Here is a 19,096-nt window from a genome sequence, read left to right on the forward strand (position 1 = left end):
CGTTGCACCGATGCTCAAACCTGAGGATTATGCCCGGACACCGCGAAACAGACGCCCTGCGCGCTCGCCCAGTGCTGTTTCGTCCTGTCCGCTGCAGCACCGCAGGAGTGAGTGGTTGAGTCTTCCGTCAAATCAGGCCATCGGCTTCGGCCCTTATCGGATTTACCCGGCACAACGGCTGGTGCTTGAGGGTGAGCAACCGTTGAGGCTGGGTCGCCGGGCCATGGACATTCTCCTGATTTTGCTGGCGCACGCTGGCGAAGTGGTGAGCAAGCAGGCGTTGATGGCCGGAGTGTGGCCGGACAGCGTTGTCGAAGACATCAATTTGCGCGTGCACATGGCCGCCTTGCGCAAGGCACTCGGCGATGGTCAGGCCGGTCAGCGCTACATCGTCACCGTGGCGCAGCGGGGTTACAGCTTTGTCGCACCGATTCTGCAACAGAACATCGATCAACAACCCGCTGGCACGCACGTTGGGCGACATAACCTGCCGCTGCGGCGCACGCGGATGATCGGCCGCCAAATGCTGGTCGACAGCCTGATGACGCAATTGCCGCGTCAGCGCTGCATCACCTTGGTCGGCCCCGGCGGAATCGGCAAAACCACGGTTGCCCTGCGCGTTGCCGAGCAATTGATCGGGCATTATCGCGATGGCATTCGCTTGCTCGATCTGGCACCGCTGAGTGATCCGCGAATGATCTACTCGCACCTCGCCGCCCTCCTCGACACGTTGCTCAACGATCACGATCCGCAGACCAGTCTGATCAACGCCCTGCGCGATCGGCAAATGCTGCTGGTGATCGACAATTGCGAGCACTTGATCGACGCCGTCGCCCTGCTCAGCGAGAGCATTTTGCGCGGCGCGCCGCAGGTGCACATTCTGGCGACCAGTCGCGAAAGCCTGCGCGCCGAGGGCGAGTATGTGCAGCGGCTGGAATCCCTCGACTGCCCGCCGGACATCGTCCTCGACCGCGCGCAGGCATTGAGTTTTGCAGCCCTGCAACTGTTCGTCGAACGGGCCATGGCCGCTTGCGAAAACTTTGAAATCAGCGACGCCGAACTGCCGCTGGCGATTGAAATCTGCCGACGCCTGGACGGTATTCCGCTGGCGCTGGAGTTGGCGGCCGCGCAAATCGGCGAATTGGGATTGAGCGGTTTGTCGAAGCAGTTGCAGGGGCGTTTGCCGCCCGTGGCGCCGGACAATCAGGATCGTCACGTCACACTGCGGGCCACGCTGGACTGGAGTTTCAATTTGCTCACCGCTTGTGAGCAAACCTGCTTGCGGCGGCTGGGGGTGTTTCGCGGCGGCTTCACGCTAGAGTCCGCTGCGGCAGTCATTGGTGGCCAGCACCTCACGCCCGGTGAAGTGTTTGGCTCGATCACGCAATTGGTCGCCAAATCACTGCTGAACGTTGAAGTCGGCGATGAAGAGGTGTTCTACCGTTTGCTCGACACCACCCGCCGTTATGCCCTGGAAAAACTCTATATGTCGGGCGAGCTTGGACAGACCCGCAAGCGCCACGCGGAGCGCTGTCTGGCGCTGATGCATCAGGCGCAGAGCGCTTGGGAACACACGCCGACCACGCTGTGGATCGAGCGCTATGCGCGAGGTCTGGAAGATTTGCGCGCGGCGCTGGACTGGAGCCTGAACGGTGACGGCCCGGATGAGCTGGCGATTCGATTGGCCGCCGCTTCCGCGCCGTTATGGCAGGAACTGTCGCTGCTCAAGGAATACGGCGGTTACGTGCGTCAGGCGCTGTCCCTGCTCGAGGATGCAGAGACGCCGTGTCCGCGTCTGCAAATCGCCTTGAATCTCGCACTCGGCAGCGCCTGTTATCACACTTGGGGCGGCACCCCGGAAACCATTGACGCGTTTGCCAATGCCACTGCGCTGGCCCATCAGCATGGCGATGTCGCCGGGCAACTGCGGGCGGTGTCGGGGCACATGGCGGTCAATCTCAGTTGTGGGCATTACCAAATGGCTCTTGAGCAGAGCGAACAATTCGATCGCCTCGGCCTGCACGGTGATCCGCTTTTGACATTAAGTACTCACCGTTTGCGCGTGCTGGCGCTGCACTACGCCGGCGACCAGACGCAGGCGCGCATCCACGCCGAACAAGTGATTCAGCGCATGGCGCAGAGCGGTCACCTCAATCGCTTTACCCACGGTTTCGGCGTGCAATACGACCAGAGCGTCGCTTCGCTGACCGTACTCGCCCGCGTGTTGTGGTTGCAGGGTTTTCCCGAACAGGCGTGGAATACGGCGCGGCAGGCGCTGGACATCGCGGTGCAGATCAATCATGGCACCTCGATTTGCTACACCCTGGCGCTGTCCACCTGTCTGATCGCGCATTACAACGGTGATGAGCAGAACGCGCGGGCCTTGCTGCGTCTGCTGCTGGAGCAGTCGCAGAAGCATTCGGTGCTGCTGTTTCATACGTGGGGGCGGCATTACGCGCAGGTGATTGATGCTGAGACGCCGACGGTTGTGCGGGCGGAGGGTGGCGGGTTGATCCGGGAAATCATGGTGACGCTGGACAGTGGTTTTGTGGATGACGCGTTGCTGGAGCGGGCGCGCAGTGGTGCGGCGGGTTGGAGCACGGCGGAGATATTGCGGGCTCGGGCGGAGCAGCTTTTGGCTGAAAATTTGGGCTGTGAAGAAGGAAGCCTTCGCGAGCAGGCTCGCTCCCACAGAGATTTATGCCCGACGCAATGCCAATGTGGGAGCGAGCCTGCTCGCGAAGGCGCCAGATCCAACATCACAAAAACCCAAGAAGCAGAACACATCCTGCTGCAGGCCCTGTCCATCGCCCAAACCCAAGGCGCGCTGGCCTGGGAACTGCGCAGCGCCACGTCACTGGCCCAGCTCTGGCAGCAACAATCGCGCTACCACGAAGCCCTTGATCTGCTGACCCCGATCTACCAACGTTTCACCGAAGGCTACGCCACCCCGGACTTGCGCAAAGTGCGCCAGCTACTCAACAAGTTGCGCAGTCAAACGCAAGCCTGAAACCCGGGATGACCGCCGCAGAAAATGTAAATGGCGATGTTCAAAATCACCGCTGATGAGTTTTGCCCGCGCGTACAACCGAGTGGTATTGAGCATTCGATAGTGCAACGCCCCCTCTCCGCGCTTTACCGTCAGTAACGACTTCTGCACCAACTGATCAATGATCAACTGCCCGTGTGCCTCGGCGAGCACCGCCAGCGCCGCCTCAAGCGTAAAAGCCACTTTGAACACCGACAAACGTTGCAGCACCCGCTGCTGTTGTTCGCTCAAGCGCTGATAGCTCCAGTCCAGCGCGGCTTGCAGGGTCTGATGCCTTGGCTCAGCAGTGCGCCGCCCCTGAAGCTGTAGACTATTACTCAATTGCGCTTGCAACCCCACCAGCGCCAGCGCATCGATTTGCGCTGCCGCCAGTTCTATCGCCAACGGCAAACCGTCGAGGCGCCGACAGATTTCGCGCACGACTTCCAGATCCTGAAGTCGCAGGCAAAACCCCTGCTGACGTGCGCGGGCGCGGCTGACAAACAGCTGCACCGCCGAATAACCCATGGTTTCCTCGACACTGTCCAGCGCGCTCGACGGGGGAAGGCTCAGCGGAGGCAAGTGCTGCACGGTTTCCAGATCGGCTTGCAGCGCTTCGCGGCTGGTCACGAGGATCGACAAACGCGGCGCCGCATTCAGCAGTTTCTCCACCAGAGACTTGCAGGCGTCGCGCAGATGCTCGCAGTTGTCGAGCAGCAACAGCGTATGACGACTGGCCAACGTGGCGAGATCGGTATTTAGCGTTTGCAAAACGTGATCAAACAGCGCCGTGCCATCGTCGACAAGCGCCAGATCCACCCGCCACACGCCATCGCGAAAGTGCTGCAGCAACAACTCGGCCGCGCGCAAAGCCACCGTGGACTTCCCGACCCCGGCCGGGCCCGTCACGCTCATCAACCGGCACAGTGGCAGTTGCCGCACCATCGAACCGACTAACGAATCGCGGCCGGTCACCGGCGTCAGGCGTGCCGGCAGATTGTGCTGGGGCGCTTGCAGGGTTTCGAACACCACTTGCGCGGTATTGTCGCCCTGCACCGGGGCGACGAAGCTGTAGCCGCATTGCGGCACGTTGACGATGTAGCGCTGGCCATTTTCACCGTCACCCAGCGCTCGGCGCAGCGCGGCAATGTGCACGCGCAAATTGATCTCTTCGACCACCGACGTCGGCCAGACCAGCGCAATCAAGTGCTCCTTCTTGACCACTCGACCGGCGCGCTCGACCAGCACTTGCAGAATGTCCAGCGCACGCCCGCCCATGCGCAATTGCCGATCCCCTTCCAGGATCAGCCGCTGGCGCAAGTGGAACGCGTAAGGGCCAAAATGCAGCACTGACGCCGAGGTCAAATCGATGGGGCTGTTCATGCCATCATCTTGGCAGCCTCAAGTGACGGTACAACTGCCACGCGGGGCGCAACACGGACTTCCGGGTGCGCGAAACGGACAGAACCGCTCTAGCTGAACTGTTCGCGGTACTGCGCAGGGGTCAGACCGAGCTTTTCTGCAAACAGAAAACGCATATGGCGGACGCTGCCGAAACCACTTTTGTAAGCCACGGTTTTCAGCGGCAAGTCGCTGGTTTCCAGCAAATTACGGGCGCAATCGATACGCGCACTTTGCAGAAACTCCATCGGCGTCATGTCGACGTCACGGCTGAACAGGCGCGCGAAATGCCGCGCACTCATGTTCGCCAGTCCTGCCATGCGCTCGATGGTGAAAGCCTCGTCGAGGTGTTCAAGGACGTAATTCTGCACGCGGGTAATCGGCGTTTCCTGCGGCGCAACCGCTGCCATCAACGGGCTGAACTGCGCCTGACCACCTTGGCGTTTCATGACGACCAGCAACACTTTGGCGACATTCTGCGCGAGCGTCTTGCCGTGGTCTTGAGCGACTACGGCCAACGCCAGATCGATACCCGCGGTGACCCCGCCCGAAGTGATCAAGTTGCGATCCTCGACGAAAATCTGATCGGTCGCGACATCTGCCTTGGGAAATCCCTTAATCAGACGTTCGGTGTAATTCCAGTGGGTGGTGACGCGATAGCCGTCGAGCAACCCGGCATGTCCCAGCACAAATGCGCCGGTACAGATTGACCCGTAGCGCTCGGCCCGATTGACCGCGCCCTTCAACCAATTGAGCAACGGCGGAGACTTGTCGTTGTAGGCACCGGGGCCGCCCGGCACCAACAGTAAGTCGTAGTACTCGTCTGTCTGCTCAATATGGCGGTCGGCGTGTACCAACACGCCATTTGAAGCGCGCAGGGGGCCGGGCTCGGTGCCAAGCGTGGTCAATTGGTAATGTGCTTCAGCCTTCAAAAAGCGGTTGGCGACCGAAAAAACTTCCAGCGGCCCGGCCATGTCCAGCAGAAGAAAGTCGGGGAACAGCACCATTGCCACGGTTTTCATGGAAGATTTCACTGAGTTCAAAGAAAGAAAGACGCACCGGATACGCGAGGCATTATGGCCAACTGCAGCGCAGACGTCGGAAAAAATGCGTGAACCACCGCGCAAAACTGTCAACCTGATCAGGACAGTCTTTCAATTTTCATCTACTTATTGCACTAGGCAATTACCATTAACCTTCTCCTCACTCGGACGAATTAACGTCCCGTAAGGAGATTTCATCATGCTGACTCTTCGCAAAGCCTCCGATCGTGGCCTCGCCAATCATGGCTGGTTGAAGTCGTTCCACACCTTTTCCTTCGCCAGCTACCGCGACCCGCGTGAACAGGGTTTCTCTGACCTGCTGGTGATCAACGATGACCGCGTTGCTGCCGGTAAGGGTTTCGGCCAACACCCGCACCGCGATATGGAGATCTTTTCCTACGTGCTGGAAGGCGCGCTGGAACACAAAGACACCTTGGGCACCGGTTCGGTCATCCGCCCCGGCGATGTGCAACTGATGAGCGCCGGCAGCGGCGTGGCGCACAGCGAGTTCAACCACTCGGCGACCAAGCCTGTGCACTTCCTGCAAATCTGGATTGTGCCGGAAGTCAGTGGCGCCAAACCGCGTTATCAGCAGGAGCACTTCAGCGCCGAGAAAAAACGCGGTCGCCTGCAATTGATCATCTCGCCGGACGGCAAAGATGGATCGCTGAAAGTGCGCCAGGATGCGCGAGTGTATGCCGGCCTGTTCGATGGCAAGGAAAGCGCCACACTGAAACTGGCCGCTGACCGTTATGCTTACGTGCATGTGGCACGAGGCAGCGTTGAACTCAATGGCGTGCAATTGCAGGAAGGCGATGGCGTGCGGGTTCGTGAGGAACAGACACTGACCTTGAGCAATGGCGTAGACGCCGAGGTGCTGGTGTTTGACTTGCGGCCGCAGGAATTGCCGCAGATGCCGTAAGCAGTATTTCAACGCCAACAGAAACGGCCTTCTTTTGAAGGCCGTTTTTTATTGGGGTGGTACCGGTATTTGCAACGAGGCCGGCTTTTGCACGCTGATGTCTTTGCCCAGTTGAATTGCTGCGAGCGTAGTCTGCAGGGTAGTCAGCACGGCGGCTTGATTGGCGAAGTGCGCGGCCACAACGATGGTGATCACTCCGAAAAAATGTACGGCAGTCGCTGCCCAGTAATTAGCCTTCACAGTCGATGCCTGTTTGATGGCTTCTTTCGACTCTTCGGCGATTTTTTGCACTCCGGCCCACATCAAATCATAGCGTCTATCCCGCTCGGTTTGAGTCTTGTCCCGCTCGGCCTGGGCCGAAAGAAAGGCGTCGAATCTCGCCGACACACCCTCAAGCCGAGCATCCATTCTGGCTTCGATGGTTTCTATCTTTGCATTGAATTCTTCGCGACTGATTGCACTCATGGTTTGGGTATTCCGACCTTGTCTCGACAGGTCACTGATTAAGTTTTGACTGAGTTCCGTAGTTTTCAATTCGACACCTTCCTGGGTCTACCGATACCGTCCCTGGTACTCCACATCAGTGCGAGCCTTTGGCCTCTCACCGAGCTGTCGTAACGATAGAACTCGCCCAGTCGGCTGACAAGCCAGCCGATTCTGCCTGTTTTGTAGGCCGTTTCGTCAGAAGTCGTAGCCCTTGCATCTAGTCATTCTCAGATGCAAACACACCGACAATCTGCTCGATCACCGCCCTCACCCGCGCGGTATGGCGCAGATCCGCGTGGGTCACCAGCCACACGTCGTACGGTAACGGTCGAGTACGTTCGGGCCAGAGCCTGACCAGACCATCGCGCTCGCCCATGTACACGGGAATTTCTCCTACACCGAGACCGGCCGCCATTGCCCGGCGCACCAACAGGCTGGAGCCGAGGCCGGCAACAATCCGCCCGCGAGTCATCGGTTCAGAGACCAGCGTCAGGTCTTTATTGCCCTGCAAATACGGCTGATAGACCACCAGATCATGCCCCTCGAACGCCGAGCCCGGTTGCGGAATGCCCTTGGCATCGACGTACGCTTGCGAAGCGAACAGCCCCACCGGCCAGCGGGCAATTCGCCGGGCGATCAGATCCGGATTGTCCGGCCGCGTGTTGCGCACGGCGATGTCCGCCTCGCGCTTGGCCAGGCTGAGAATCTGCGTGGACGCGTCCAGTTGCACGCGTACGTCCGGGTGCAACTCGTGCAGGCGGGCAATGGCCGGAATCAGAAAATCGATGGCCAGCGAATCGGTGGTGCTGACGCGCACATTGCCGGTCAGGCGGTCGTCGAGCCCCTGAATCTGTCGCTCAAGCTCCAGCGCCGAATGCTCCATTTTCTCCACGTTCTTCAGCGCGGCCTCACCCACCGCCGTCAACGCGTAACCGTCGGAGGTGCGCAGGAACAACGTCGCACTCAGGGACTTTTCCAGCGCAGTGATGCGTCGCCCTACTGTCGCTTGATCAACTCCCAGCACCCGCGCTGCGCCGCGTAACGTCGACTCGCGACAAACCGCGAGAAACACCCGCGCATCATCCCAATTCATGCTGTCTCCTGATGATGCAAATACGCATCAGTGCGCCGCTTAATCGCTGCGCGAATGCAGCAACGATAGCCGATATCCTCAGCGCCATATACCTTCCTCGAGATCGCTCTCATGCGTACTTCATCATCCACCGGCCTCTGGCTGCCGATCTTCGCCGGACTCTGCGCCAGCCTGGTCAGCATCGGGCTGGCGCGGTTTGCTTACACACCGCTGATTCCTGCGCTGATTCAAGCGCAATGGTTTTCTGCCAACGACGTCGTGTACCTCAGCGCCGCCAACCTTGTCGGTTATTTGATCGGTGCCCTGCTCGGCCGTCCCGTGGCGCGGCAACTTGGCAACAAAAATGCGCTGCGCCTGATGATGTTCGCGGTGACAGCGGCATTTTTCGCCTGTGCCTATCCGCTGTCAGTAAGCTGGTTTTTCGGCTGGCGACTGCTGTCGGGGATTGCCGGTGGCGCGATCATGGTGCTGGTGGCTGCGACCGTGCTGCCGCATGTGCCGGCCGCGCGCAAAGGGCTGGCCAGTGGCGCGATTTTTCTGGGGATCGGTTTGGGCATCGCCGGCTCGGGGACGATTGTGCCGCCGCTGTTGAGTTCGGGTCTGCAAACGACTTGGCTGGGACTGGGCGCTTTGTCGCTGTTACTGACGGCGTTGAGCTGGTTCGGCTGGCCTGCGAACCTGCCGCAGCCGACCGTCTCACATGATGTGGCGGCGACTCAAGCGACTCCGCCCGGCGTTTATCTGCTGTTCGCTCAATACGCCTTCATGGCGGCGGGTCTGGTGCCGGCGATGGTTTTTCTGGTGGATTACGTGGCGCGTGGACTCGGTGCCGGGGCGCATGTCGGCGCGTTGGTGTGGGTGATGTATGGCGTGGGCGCGATTGTCGGGCCGGTGAGTTATGGCTTTCTGGCGGATCGATTCGGCGCACGTAAAAGTATTCGGCTGGTGCTCGTCGTGCAGGCGATCACGCTGGGGCTGCTGGCGGTTTCGCATTCCTTTCTGGCACTGGCGCTGCTCGCGGTGATTCTCGGTTCATTCCCGCCGGGCATCGTGCCGCTGGCCCTGGCTCGGGTGCATGAGCTGGTGCCGAATCATCATCGCCAGCAAATCGCCTGGAGCCGCGCCACGGTGTCGTTTGCGACGTTTCAGGCGTTGGCCGGGTTTGCCTATTCGGCGCTGTTCAATGCCACGGGCGGCCATCACGCGTTGCTGTTTGTGATTGCTGCTGGTGCGATTGCGGTGGCGCTCATCCTGGAGTTAGCCATGAACGTATGGACACGCACAATCCAATGTAGGAGTGAGCCTGCTCGCGAACGCGGTGTGTCTGGCAACCCTGCATCGACTGCCCCGACGCCATCGCGAGCAGGCTCACTCCTACAGGGGTGCGGGGATTGACCTGAATTTATTGATCGACGCAGCACTCCCATTTACACAAACCTTTGCTGAGAGGACTCTGCATGTCTTTGCCCACCCAAATGACCCAAATTCAAATCACCGAACCCGGTGGCCCGGAAGTCCTGCAACCCAAACGCGTACCGTTGCCAGTCGCCGCTGAAGGCCAAGTACTGATCCGCGTACACGCAGCCGGCGTAAACCGTCCGGATGCCTTACAACGTGCCGGCAAATACCCGATGAAGCCAGGCATGGATCCGATTCCCGGGCTCGAAGTGGCCGGTGAGGTCGTGGCGCTGGGCGCCGGCGTCAGCCAGTTTGCCGTGGGCGACCGGGTTTGCGCGTTGACCAACGGCAGCGGCTACGGCGAGTACTGCGCGGTTCCAGCAGGCCAGACCTTGCCGATTCCCGACGGCATCGACTGGATTCAAGCGGCAGCGATCCCGGAAACCTTCTTCACCGTGTGGGCCAATCTGTTCGTGCTCGGGGCCGCCAGCCGTGGCCAACGCGTGCTGATTCACGGCGGCACCAGCGGCATCGGTACCACCGCGCTGATGCTCTGCCGCGAATTCGGCATCGAAACTTTTGCCACCGCCGGTAGCGCTGACAAATGCGCGGCAATCAGCAAACTCGGCGGCCAGCCGATCAACTATCGCGAAGAGGATTTCGCCGCGGTGATCGCCAAGAAGACCGACGGCAAAGGCGTGAATGCGATTCTCGACATCATGGGTGGTTCGTACCTCAACGGTAATGTCAGCGCGCTGGCGATAGACGGCCGGCTGGTGATGCTCGGCTTCCTCGGCGGCGCCCGTGCCAATGACTTCGATCTGCTGGCAATGATGGCCAAACGTGCGGTGATCACCGGTTCGCTGCTGCGCGCCCGCACTGCGGCGGAAAAAGCCGAGATCGCCAGCCAACTGCGCGAGCACGTCTGGCCGGCACTGGCTGCCGGGCGCTGCCTGCCGATCATCGACAAGGTCTACCCGCTCGCCGACGCGGCCCAGGCCCACGCGCACATGGAGGCCGGCGACCATATCGGCAAGATCGTGTTGCGGGTGATTTAAGCCGTTGCAGCATTTTGTAATCGTTGCCCACGGGCGCTGGTCGAAATTGTCACGCGCAGACCGAGGGTTCTGGTAAAAAGCGTTCTTTGTCTGCATGGTGAAACGTTTAATGTTCCAGGCCTTCATGACTCGTCTGCGACGCCGCCGTCTGGCGTTCGCCTGCATGGCTGCGCTGATTATCGGCGTGCCAACGAGTTGTGCCGTGCTCGAACACACCGAGCGCAAACTGCTGTTTCGCATCGAACCGGGCACGGCCGGCTGGTATCACGGCTTGCCCGGCAGTGTGCAGGAACTCGACCTGCAGCCAAAAAGCTTCAAGGCCGGGCAGAACATTCACGCGTGGTGGTGGCCGGCGGAAAAAGCCAATGCCCCGGCCATTCTCTATTTGCACGGCGTGCGCTGGAACCTGACTGGGCAGTTGTTCCGCATTGAGCAATTGCGCGCAGCGGGTTACTCGGTGCTGGCCATCGACTATCGCGGTTTCGGCCAGAGCCACGGTGATCTGCCGTCGGAAAGCAGCGTTTACGAAGATGCCCGCGTCGCCTGGGAGCGCTTCAAACTGCTGCAACCGGATCCGAACAAACGCCTGATCTACGGCCACTCTCTTGGCGGCGCAGTGGCGATCGATCTGGCTGCAGAACTTGGCCAGGACGCCGAGCTTAATCACACACCGCTGCCGGTTCGTGGATTGGTGATTGAATCGACCTTCACCACACTGGCGGACGTCGCCGCGTCTGTGGCCAACACCTCGCTACCGGTGCGCTGGTTGCTCTCGCAGAAATTCGATTCGATCGACAAGATCGCCGACATTCATATGCCTTTGCTGGTCGTACACGGTCTGGCCGACGCTTTCGTGCCACCGCGTTTCAGTGAGCAACTGTTCAATGCCGCGCAACAACCCAAGCGTCTGCTGTTGGTGCCGGGAGCAACGCACAACAACAGCATGGCGCTCGGCGGTCAAAGTTATCGCAAAGCGCTGGACAGCCTGATGCAATCCAAACCCGCTCCCCGCATGGCCGGGCCTGCTTTGTTAAAAAGCTCAGGCGATTCCTGATCAAGTTTTAGACGGTGCTGAACACGATGTTTTTTCAGGTTGGGCTTTTTGCTTTAGCGCTGGGCCAATTCGTGGCGTATGCACTGTTCGTAATAAATTTGCTTGATCGCCGCCGGTTTGAGCTTCGAGCTGCTGTTGTAGGTCTGCTCGGTGATCCCCATCGCGGTCATGCGCATCCACGGTTGCTGGAACTTGCGCACCTGCAATTGCTTTCGCGCGCCATATAAAGACACGCCAGACAGCTTGGATTGCTGCGCCCCGGCGGCCATGTCTGAACCCCAGGTGCAGGCAAACTGATGACTCTTGCTAATCTCTTTCGCCTCGACAGTCGAAGCAAAGGCAGCCAGGGAAAGCGTTGCAACGGTGATGGCAATCGTCCGCATATAGCCAACCTAACCTTTTGAAAAAAGGCGATTTTGACCGGATGTTTCCGATCAGGGGGCCAGCAATTTGCCGCCTATTGAGGATTTTTTCAGACTGGAAATAAGGTCGGCAAGGGTTACCGCTCGTCCAGCGCGATGCACCTTTAACGCCCTCGCCCTTCCAATGCGATACATCCCCAGCGTGGAAGGCTCAGACCATGAACAAGAAAATTGCCACCCTGTCGCTCGCTAGTCTGCTTGTCGCCGGCCCTGTTTACGTCTTGGCGAGCGACCAGAATATGGCCGGCTCCGCAGCCCCGCCGACCGCCATGCCGGGAGTCAATCAGTCGAAAAGCTCGAAAGGCAACGACGACAAGGCCAGCAAGAAGGGCGAGGAATCATCAGGCGGGAACGCCGGCGCGGAGTCCCATGAAACGGCGAAGGATGCGGCGACATCGAGTGATTCTGAGGACATTAAAAAAGCACCCAAGCCTTGATCCCGTTATGCAAAAAAGCCCAATCGGTGCCGGTTGGGCTTTTTCTTGTCAGTCGTAGAGCAACTGCCGTGGACCTTTTCCGCTAACACCGCCGAGCCGTATACCCATTCCCGGCGATTTGCGTGCCTACACACCTCAGATTATTGAAGCGGTGCTTTACCTTCGACGGTAAGGCCGTCAAGTCCACTTGATCAGGATTGATAACGACGCGGATAGCTGGATCGAGAGGATTGACGTAGAGTGCGACGCTTTCAGACATCGATGATCAATATGAAAACTATGAACAAACTCAGTGCAGCAAGCTTTATGGTTATGGCAGCTTTATTTCTATCAGGCTGCAACGATAAAAATGAAAATACAACCGTCACCACTAACGCCACGGACAAATGCAACGTGGAGTCGATTAACGGCAAAACCGACGCAATTGTTTATGTCAAGCGAGGTACCGTTGAAATCAACGGTTGGGCGTTTGATGATGCCAAGCACGCTGTAGCGCAGGATTTGCAGATTTACTTAGTGGGTGCACAAGGCAAATCCCTCACTGCGAAGGATCCTGAGAAAATTCAGCGCCCTGATGTAGCCAAGGTGTACAACAACAAAGAGCTTACGAACTCTGGTTTCAAATTCACTGTAGACACTTCGTCGTTCGTACCAGGTGCCTACGGTATTACTTTGAAAATGCTTGAAGGAAATACGCAGTCTGTTTGTCAGTCCAAGAAATCTCTAGTGATTATGTAAATTAGCGGCTGACAAATTGGCCGATTGTTGCAACTGCTGTCTTGAGGAATCAGCCTGATGGCGCTTTCACACGGAGTTCCACTGATGGAATCTCGTTGGAAAAAATGTGACGACCGAGCTGGCGTCTGAGTGGCACCCCTCACGCAGTCAGGGGGCGGTTCTCTCAGTCGTCCAGAAGCCCTGGCTCTACGCCGGGGCTTTGCTATTCATGGGGCATGACTTCACCTATTGAATACAGGACTGATCGAAGGCGCAGGCCGGGGGACTTCCCGTACCTGCTCCGCGCCTATGTCGAGGCACATCTCAGCCTGTATCAGGTTCGTCAATAGTTGAAGGCTTCGTGAACAAGCCCGCGAATCATTCCAAACAAAAACCCCGCATTTGGCGGGGCTGGCTTCTGAAAACTGTGATCACTTGAATTTCGGCGTGATACCCATGCGATAAAGCAAAGATCTCGCTACAGCAGTAAACGCGGTATCTCGAGGATCAATCGCCTTGGCATCTATTTCGATGGTGCCTTCATCACCCAGAATCACGTTACCGAACCTATCGATTCTGAGAGCCCAGACCGGAATCCAGATCTCATCGCCTCGTTCAGAAACAACGCTTTTCTCAAAAACATATCGGCCAAAAATTTCGTCACGCAAAATCTGGATATCCAGACTTCCGCGAGCATTTCCGAATGGAGATTTGATCTGAGATTCAAGACTCTGTTGAAAAAAAAATTCAATGCCAAATTTCTCTAGCGCATCTTGCGTATCGAGGGAAGTCTTGATTCCGTTCAATAGTCGCTTGCAAAAAATCCTGATTGCATAAATGACGTTGACGGTCTCTTCAACAACCATCTGCTCTTTCAGTCCCACCTGTTCGAATTTCAAAGTGCGTTCTCATCCAATTGAACAGGCATTATGCCATCACAAAGAGCTTGCTCACCACCATTGCTACCTACGGACTAGAGCCTCTGGTGCTCTGAAACGGATTCAGCCATCCTCCCCGCCGACAATCTCACCGAGTTTTTTGTGCAGGTACAAAAAAGCCGATCTAGATGATCGGCTTAAGTGTCTGATTTTAATCAGGAATTATGGTCGGGACGGAGTGATTCGAACACTCGACCCCTAGCACCCCATGCTAGTGCGCTACCGGACTGCGCTACGCCCCGACTGGTTTTGCATCTCACCCTTCACCTCGAAGAGCGTTCAAGAATATATCGCAAGCTTTTGAAAACTGGAAGTATTCAAAAGCAGCTTTTTATTTCTTGAGAACCACCAGCACGTCTTCCAATTCGGCAATCATCTGGCGAATCATCTGCTTGTATTGGGTGGTGTCGTCTTTGGCTTCATCGCCGGACAGGCGCAAGCGTGCGCCGCCGATGGTGAAACCTTGATCGTAAAGGAGCGCGCGGATCTGCCGGATCATCAGCACGTCCTGGCGCTGATAATACCGGCGGTTTCCGCGGCGTTTGACGGGGTTGAGTTGAGGAAACTCCTGCTCCCAGTAGCGCAGCACGTGTGGCTTTACGGCACACAGCTCGCTGACTTCACCGATGGTGAAGTAGCGTTTGCCCGGGATGACGGGTAGTTCGTCGTTATGACTTGGTTCCAGCATAAGCCTCAACTCGGGCCTTCAACTTCTGCCCTGGACGAAAGGTGACCACACGGCGAGCCGTGATCGGGATTTCTTCCCCCGTTTTCGGGTTGCGGCCAGGCCGCTGGCGTTTGTCCCGAAGGTCGAAATTGCCGAAACCGGACAATTTGACCTGCTCGTTGTCTTCAAGAGCGTGCCTGATTTCCTCGAAAAACAGTTCTACCAATTCCTTGGCTTCCCGCTTGTTCAGGCCCAGCTCTTCATACAGACGTTCCGCCATCTCAGCTTTCGTCAAAGCCCCCATACGTCACTTCCTTAACGTGGCGTTCAACCTTTGTTCGAGCGAGGTGAGGATATTTTGCGTCGTCGAATTCACCTCATCGTCATTAAGAGTGCGCGATGGATGCTGCCAGGTCAAGCCAACTGCAAGGCTTTTTCTATCAGGATCAATGCCTTTACCCTGATATACGTCAAACAGCCTGAGATCTGTGAGCCATTCGCCTGCATTTTCACGGATTACGTCCAGTACTGCCGAGGCCGCGACGTCTTTGTGTGCAATTAATGCAAGGTCACGACGCACTTCAGGAAAGCGCGACAACTCGTGGAATTTCGGCATTTTACCGAGTGCCACTTCAGCCAGAACCAGCTCGAAAACGAAGACTGGACGATCCAGACCCAAGGCTTTCGACAATTCCGGGTGAATGGCGCCGATGAAACCGACTTCACGCCCTTCTCGCTCGATGCGCGCGGTTTGACCCGGGTGCAGCGCCGGGTGTTTGCCCGGTGCGAAAGTGAACGAATCCAGTGCACCGGCAAAACCCAGTACCGCTTCCACGTCAGCTTTGACGTCGAAGAAGTCGATGGTGTCGCGACCTTGTGCCCAGCCTTCCGGCAGACGGCTACCGCAGACAACACCCGACAGCATCGGCTCTTGCTTCAAACCTTCGAGCTGACCAACGAAGCGCAGACCGCTTTCGAACAGACGCACGCGATCTTGCTGACGATTGAGGTTGTGCTGCAGCGCCTTGACCAGACCCGGCCACAGCGACGAGCGCATGGCAGCCATGTCGTTGGAGATCGGATTGGCCAGCAACAGCGGCTCGATGCCTGGATTGAACAGTTCGAACTGGCGTGGATCGATGAAGCTGTAGGTGATCGCTTCCTGATAACCACGAGCCACCAGCAGACGACGCAGTTCCGGCAGATCGCTACGCGCTTCAGCCTTGGCTTGCGGCGCGAGACGCGCTTGCGGGTAACGAACCGGCAGACGGTTGTAACCGTACAGGCGTGCCAGTTCTTCGATCAGATCGACTTCAAGGCTGATGTCGAAGCGATGGCTTGGCACTTCTACGTGCCATTGGTCAGCGCCGTCGGCGGTAATGCCCAGACCCAGGCCGCTGAGCAGACGCTCAACCTGAGCCGAATCCATTTCCATGCCGAGCATCTGAGTGATGCGCTGCGAACGCAGGGTGATCGGCGCGATCGACGGCAGGTGCTGCTCGCTGACGGTCTCGATGATCGGGCCGGCTTCGCCGCCAGTGATTTCCAGCAGCAGGCCAGTGGCGCGCTCCATGGCTTCACGGGCCAGTTGCCAGTCAACGCCACGCTCGTAGCGGTGCGACGCATCGGTGTGCAGACCGTAGGAACGAGCCTTGCCCGCCACAGCGATCTGGTCGAAGAAAGCACTTTCCAGAAACACGTCGCGAGTGGTCGCGGACACACCGCTGTGCTCGCCACCCATCACACCGGCAATCGCCAGAGCGCGAGTGTGGTCGGCAATCACCAGCGTATCGCTACGCAGGCTGACTTCCTGACCGTCGAGCAGTACCAGCTTCTCGCCCTCTTCCGCCATGCGCACACGGATGCCGCCATTGATTTCGGCGAGATCGAAAGCGTGCAGCGGCTGACCCAGCTCGAGCATCACGTAGTTGGTGATGTCGACGGCAGCGTCGATGCTGCGCACGTCGGCACGACGCAGACGCTCAACCATCCACAGCGGCGTAGGCTTGGACAGGTCGACGTTACGGATCACGCGGCCGAGGTAACGCGGGCATGCAGCCGGCGCCAGCACTTCAACCGAACGCACTTCGTCGTGCACGGCAGCTACGGCCGGCACTACTGGACGGGTGACCGGAGCGTCATACAGCGCGCCAACTTCACGGGCCAGACCGGCCAGGGACAGGCAGTCGCCACGGTTCGGGGTCAGGTCAACCTCGATGCTGGCGTCTTCCAGATCCAGGTACACGCGGAAATCTTCGCCCACTGGCGCATCGGCCGGCAGTTCCATCAGACCGTCGTTGCCTTCACCAACCTGCAGCTCGGCTTGCGAGCAGAGCATGCCGTTGGACTCAACGCCACGCAGTTTGGCTTTCTTGATCTTGAAGTCGCCCGGCAGTTCGGCACCGATCATGGCGAACGGTATCTTCAGGCCCGGACGCACATTTGGCGCACCGCACACGACCTGAAAGGTTTCCGCGCCATTGCTGACCTGGCAAACGCGCAATTTGTCGGCATCAGGGTGTTGCTCGGTGCTCAGCACCTCGCCCACAACCACGCCGCTGAATACACCGGCGGCCGGCGTAACGCTATCGACCTCAAGACCGGCCATCGACAGACGAGCAACCAGCTCATCGCGATCTACCTGCGGGCTAACCCAGCCACGCAGCCATTGTTCACTGAATTTCATCCTGCTCTCCTAAGAATTCGTTACGACTAGCGAAATTGCGCGAGGAACCGCAAGTCGTTGTCGAAGAACAGACGCAAGTCGTTCACGCCGTAACGGAGCATGGCCAGACGCTCGACGCCCATGCCGAAGGCAAAGCCGGAGAACTCTTCCGGATCGATGCCGGACATGCGCAGCACGTTCGGGTGAACCATGCCGCAGCCCATCACTTCCAGCCAGCCGGTCTGTTTGCAGACGCGGCAGCCTTTACCGCTGCACATCACGCATTCCATGTCGACTTCAGCGGATGGCTCGGTGAACGGGAAGTACGAAGGACGGAAACGTACGGCCAGTTCTTTCTCGAAGAACACCCGCAGGAATTCTTCGATGGTGCCTTTGAGATCGGCAAAATTGATGTCGCGATCAACCAGCAGGCCTTCGACCTGGTGGAACATCGGCGAGTGGGTGATATCGGAGTCGCTGCGATACACGCGGCCTGGGCAGACGATGCGAATCGGCGGCTGCTTCGATTCCATGGTGCGAACCTGGACCGGCGAGGTATGAGTGCGCAGCAACATGTTGGCGTTGAAATAGAAGGTGTCATGCATCGACCGGGCCGGGTGGTGGCCTGGGATATTGAGCGCTTCAAAGTTGTGATAGTCGTCTTCGACCTCAGGGCCTTCGGCAATGCCGTAGCCGATGCGGGTGAAGAACTGTTCAACACGTTCCAGAGTGCGGGTAACCGGATGCAGACCACCGGAGGTCTGGCCACGGCCCGGCAATGTCACGTCAATGGATTCGGCGGACAGTTTGGCAGCCAGTTCGGCTTCTTCAAACAAGGCCATGCGCGCATTGAGAACGCCTGTTACACGCTCCTTGGCAACGTTGATCAGGGCGCCGACTTGCGGACGCTCTTCTGCCGGTAAATTCCCCAGGGTCTTCATCACCTGAGTCAATTCACCCTTTTTGCCAAGGTATTGAACCCGGATTTGCTCCAGGGCATTGATATCTTCAGCGCTTTGCACAGCCTCTAGTGCTTGAGAGACCAGCGCATCCAGGTTTTCCATGTACAGACTCCAGATACAAAATAGGGGAAGAGCTTGAAGGCTCTTCCCCTATTTAAGACGTTTACCACCTGGCCCCACGGAAGTGAGGCCGGGTGATTGTCGGGGGTACTTAAGCCAAGGTGGCTTTAGCTTTCTCGACAATCGCAGCAAACACCGCTTTTTCGTTCACTGCCAGATCAGCCAGAACCTTACGGTCGATCTCGATGGACGCTTTTTTCAGGCCAGCGATGAAACGGCTGTAGGACAGACCGTTAACACGAGCACCAGCGTTGATACGAGCGATCCACAGAGCGCGGAACTGACGTTTTTTCTGACGACGGTCACGGTAGGCGTATTGGCCTGCCTTGATTACCGCTTGCTTGGCAACACGGAATACGCGCGAACGTGCACCGTAGTAGCCTTTAGCAAGTTTCAGAATTTTTTTGTGACGCTTACGGGCAATGACGCCACGCTTTACACGAGCCATGAGTTACTTCCTCTATTCTTGACTAAAATTAACGAAGGCGCAGCATGCGCTCGACTTTTGCCACGTCAGACGGATGCAGCAAGCTGCTACCGCGCAGTTGACGCTTACGCTTGGTCGACATTTTAGTCAGGATGTGGCTCTTGAAAGCGTGCTTGTGCTTGATACCGTTAGCAGTTTTCAGAAACCGCTTAGCAGCACCACTTTTGGTTTTCATTTTTGGCATGTTCGGATACTCCG

19 protein-coding genes and 1 tRNA gene are annotated in these 19,096 nt (G+C 58.0%); 7 read left to right on the forward strand and 13 right to left on the reverse strand.

What is annotated here, in order from left to right; translation table 11 throughout:
* Nucleotides 1–115: 115 nt before the first annotated feature.
* Nucleotides 116–3,010, forward strand: a complete 2,895-nt coding sequence (locus ACP3TY_RS15290; protein ID WP_426617902.1) for an ATP-binding protein — start codon at nt 116–118, stop codon at nt 3,008–3,010.
* Here ACP3TY_RS15290 and ACP3TY_RS15295 read toward each other — a convergent pair.
* Nucleotides 2,975–4,411, reverse strand: a complete 1,437-nt coding sequence (locus tag ACP3TY_RS15295; RefSeq protein ID WP_426617903.1) for an ATP-binding protein — start codon at nt 4,409–4,411, stop codon at nt 2,975–2,977. The two genes, ACP3TY_RS15290 and ACP3TY_RS15295, sit on opposite strands and share 36 nt — an antisense overlap.
* 89 nt (nt 4,412–4,500) lie before the next feature.
* On the reverse strand, nt 4,501–5,451 hold the full coding sequence (locus ACP3TY_RS15300; protein ID WP_401239312.1) for a GlxA family transcriptional regulator: 951 nt from the start codon (nt 5,449–5,451) through the stop codon (nt 4,501–4,503).
* 220 nt (nt 5,452–5,671) lie between these two features.
* On the opposite strand from ACP3TY_RS15300, the gene ACP3TY_RS15305 reads away from it, so the two are divergent.
* Complete coding sequence (locus ACP3TY_RS15305) at nt 5,672–6,394, forward strand: pirin family protein (RefSeq protein WP_426617905.1); 723 nt, start codon at nt 5,672–5,674, stop codon at nt 6,392–6,394.
* Between the two features lie 48 nt (nt 6,395–6,442).
* On the opposite strand, the gene ACP3TY_RS15310 is transcribed toward ACP3TY_RS15305, so the two are convergent.
* The gene (locus tag ACP3TY_RS15310; RefSeq protein ID WP_426617906.1) at nt 6,443–6,859 is read right to left on the reverse strand and encodes a hypothetical protein; all 417 of its coding nucleotides are present in this window, start codon (nt 6,857–6,859) and stop codon (nt 6,443–6,445) included.
* 238 nt (nt 6,860–7,097) lie between these two features.
* A complete protein-coding gene (locus tag ACP3TY_RS15315) occupies nt 7,098–7,973 on the reverse strand; it encodes a LysR family transcriptional regulator (RefSeq protein ID WP_426617907.1) in 876 nt (291 codons plus the stop codon).
* Between the two features lie 111 nt (nt 7,974–8,084).
* On the opposite strand from ACP3TY_RS15315, the gene ACP3TY_RS15320 reads away from it, so the two are divergent.
* From ACP3TY_RS15320 to ACP3TY_RS15330, 3 genes are all read left to right on the forward strand, one after another.
* On the forward strand, nt 8,085–9,368 hold the full coding sequence (locus tag ACP3TY_RS15320) for a YbfB/YjiJ family MFS transporter (RefSeq protein WP_426617908.1): 1,284 nt from the start codon (nt 8,085–8,087) through the stop codon (nt 9,366–9,368).
* A 62-nt stretch (nt 9,369–9,430) separates the two neighbouring features.
* Nucleotides 9,431–10,429, forward strand: coding sequence for an NAD(P)H-quinone oxidoreductase (locus ACP3TY_RS15325; RefSeq protein WP_426617909.1), 999 nt, complete (start codon nt 9,431–9,433; stop codon nt 10,427–10,429).
* A 109-nt stretch (nt 10,430–10,538) separates the two neighbouring features.
* Nucleotides 10,539–11,483 (forward strand): alpha/beta hydrolase, encoded by a 945-nt coding sequence (locus tag ACP3TY_RS15330; protein ID WP_426617910.1) that lies wholly within the window; start codon nt 10,539–10,541, stop codon nt 11,481–11,483.
* Nucleotides 11,484–11,536: 53 nt separating this feature from the next.
* On the opposite strand, the gene ACP3TY_RS15335 is transcribed toward ACP3TY_RS15330, so the two are convergent.
* The gene (locus ACP3TY_RS15335) at nt 11,537–11,866 is read right to left on the reverse strand and encodes a hypothetical protein (protein ID WP_426617911.1); all 330 of its coding nucleotides are present in this window, start codon (nt 11,864–11,866) and stop codon (nt 11,537–11,539) included.
* Between the two features lie 197 nt (nt 11,867–12,063).
* On the opposite strand from ACP3TY_RS15335, the gene ACP3TY_RS15340 reads away from it, so the two are divergent.
* Together ACP3TY_RS15340 and ACP3TY_RS15345 are read left to right on the forward strand one after the other, a co-directional pair.
* Nucleotides 12,064–12,342: a hypothetical protein gene (locus ACP3TY_RS15340; RefSeq protein WP_426617912.1), complete on the forward strand. Its 279-nt coding sequence runs from the start codon at nt 12,064–12,066 to the stop codon at nt 12,340–12,342.
* A 270-nt stretch (nt 12,343–12,612) separates the two neighbouring features.
* Complete coding sequence (locus tag ACP3TY_RS15345; protein ID WP_426617913.1) at nt 12,613–13,080, forward strand: hypothetical protein; 468 nt, start codon at nt 12,613–12,615, stop codon at nt 13,078–13,080.
* A 410-nt stretch (nt 13,081–13,490) separates the two neighbouring features.
* Here ACP3TY_RS15345 and ACP3TY_RS15350 read toward each other — a convergent pair whose 3' ends face one another.
* From ACP3TY_RS15350 to rpmI, 8 genes are all read right to left on the reverse strand, one after another.
* A complete protein-coding gene (locus ACP3TY_RS15350; RefSeq protein ID WP_426617914.1) occupies nt 13,491–13,958 on the reverse strand; it encodes a hypothetical protein in 468 nt (155 codons plus the stop codon).
* 204 nt (nt 13,959–14,162) lie between these two features.
* Nucleotides 14,163–14,239, reverse strand: a tRNA-Pro gene (locus ACP3TY_RS15355).
* An 89-nt stretch (nt 14,240–14,328) separates the two neighbouring features.
* Entirely contained in the window at nt 14,329–14,685 is a 357-nt protein-coding gene (locus ACP3TY_RS15360) for a MerR family transcriptional regulator (RefSeq protein ID WP_003179985.1), read from the reverse strand.
* The gene (gene ihfA / locus ACP3TY_RS15365; protein WP_002553164.1) at nt 14,666–14,968 is read right to left on the reverse strand and encodes an integration host factor subunit alpha; all 303 of its coding nucleotides are present in this window, start codon (nt 14,966–14,968) and stop codon (nt 14,666–14,668) included. Before ihfA ends, ACP3TY_RS15360 begins: the two co-directional genes overlap by 20 nt.
* Nucleotides 14,969–14,971: 3 nt before the next feature.
* On the reverse strand, nt 14,972–17,350 hold the full coding sequence (pheT, locus tag ACP3TY_RS15370) for a phenylalanine--tRNA ligase subunit beta (protein ID WP_426617915.1): 2,379 nt from the start codon (nt 17,348–17,350) through the stop codon (nt 14,972–14,974).
* A gap of 26 nt (nt 17,351–17,376) precedes the next feature.
* Entirely contained in the window at nt 17,377–18,393 is a 1,017-nt protein-coding gene (gene pheS, locus ACP3TY_RS15375; protein ID WP_003226365.1) for a phenylalanine--tRNA ligase subunit alpha, read from the reverse strand.
* Nucleotides 18,394–18,502: 109 nt separating this feature from the next.
* Nucleotides 18,503–18,859, reverse strand: a complete 357-nt coding sequence (rplT, locus tag ACP3TY_RS15380) for a 50S ribosomal protein L20 (RefSeq protein WP_007913489.1) — start codon at nt 18,857–18,859, stop codon at nt 18,503–18,505.
* A gap of 28 nt (nt 18,860–18,887) precedes the next feature.
* Complete coding sequence (gene rpmI / locus ACP3TY_RS15385) at nt 18,888–19,082, reverse strand: 50S ribosomal protein L35 (RefSeq protein WP_002553160.1); 195 nt, start codon at nt 19,080–19,082, stop codon at nt 18,888–18,890.
* Nucleotides 19,083–19,096 lie beyond the last annotated feature (14 nt).

It is taken from the genome of Pseudomonas rustica, from assembly GCF_049959085.1.
In the GTDB taxonomy this organism is placed as follows: domain Bacteria; phylum Pseudomonadota; class Gammaproteobacteria; order Pseudomonadales; family Pseudomonadaceae; genus Aquipseudomonas; species Aquipseudomonas rustica.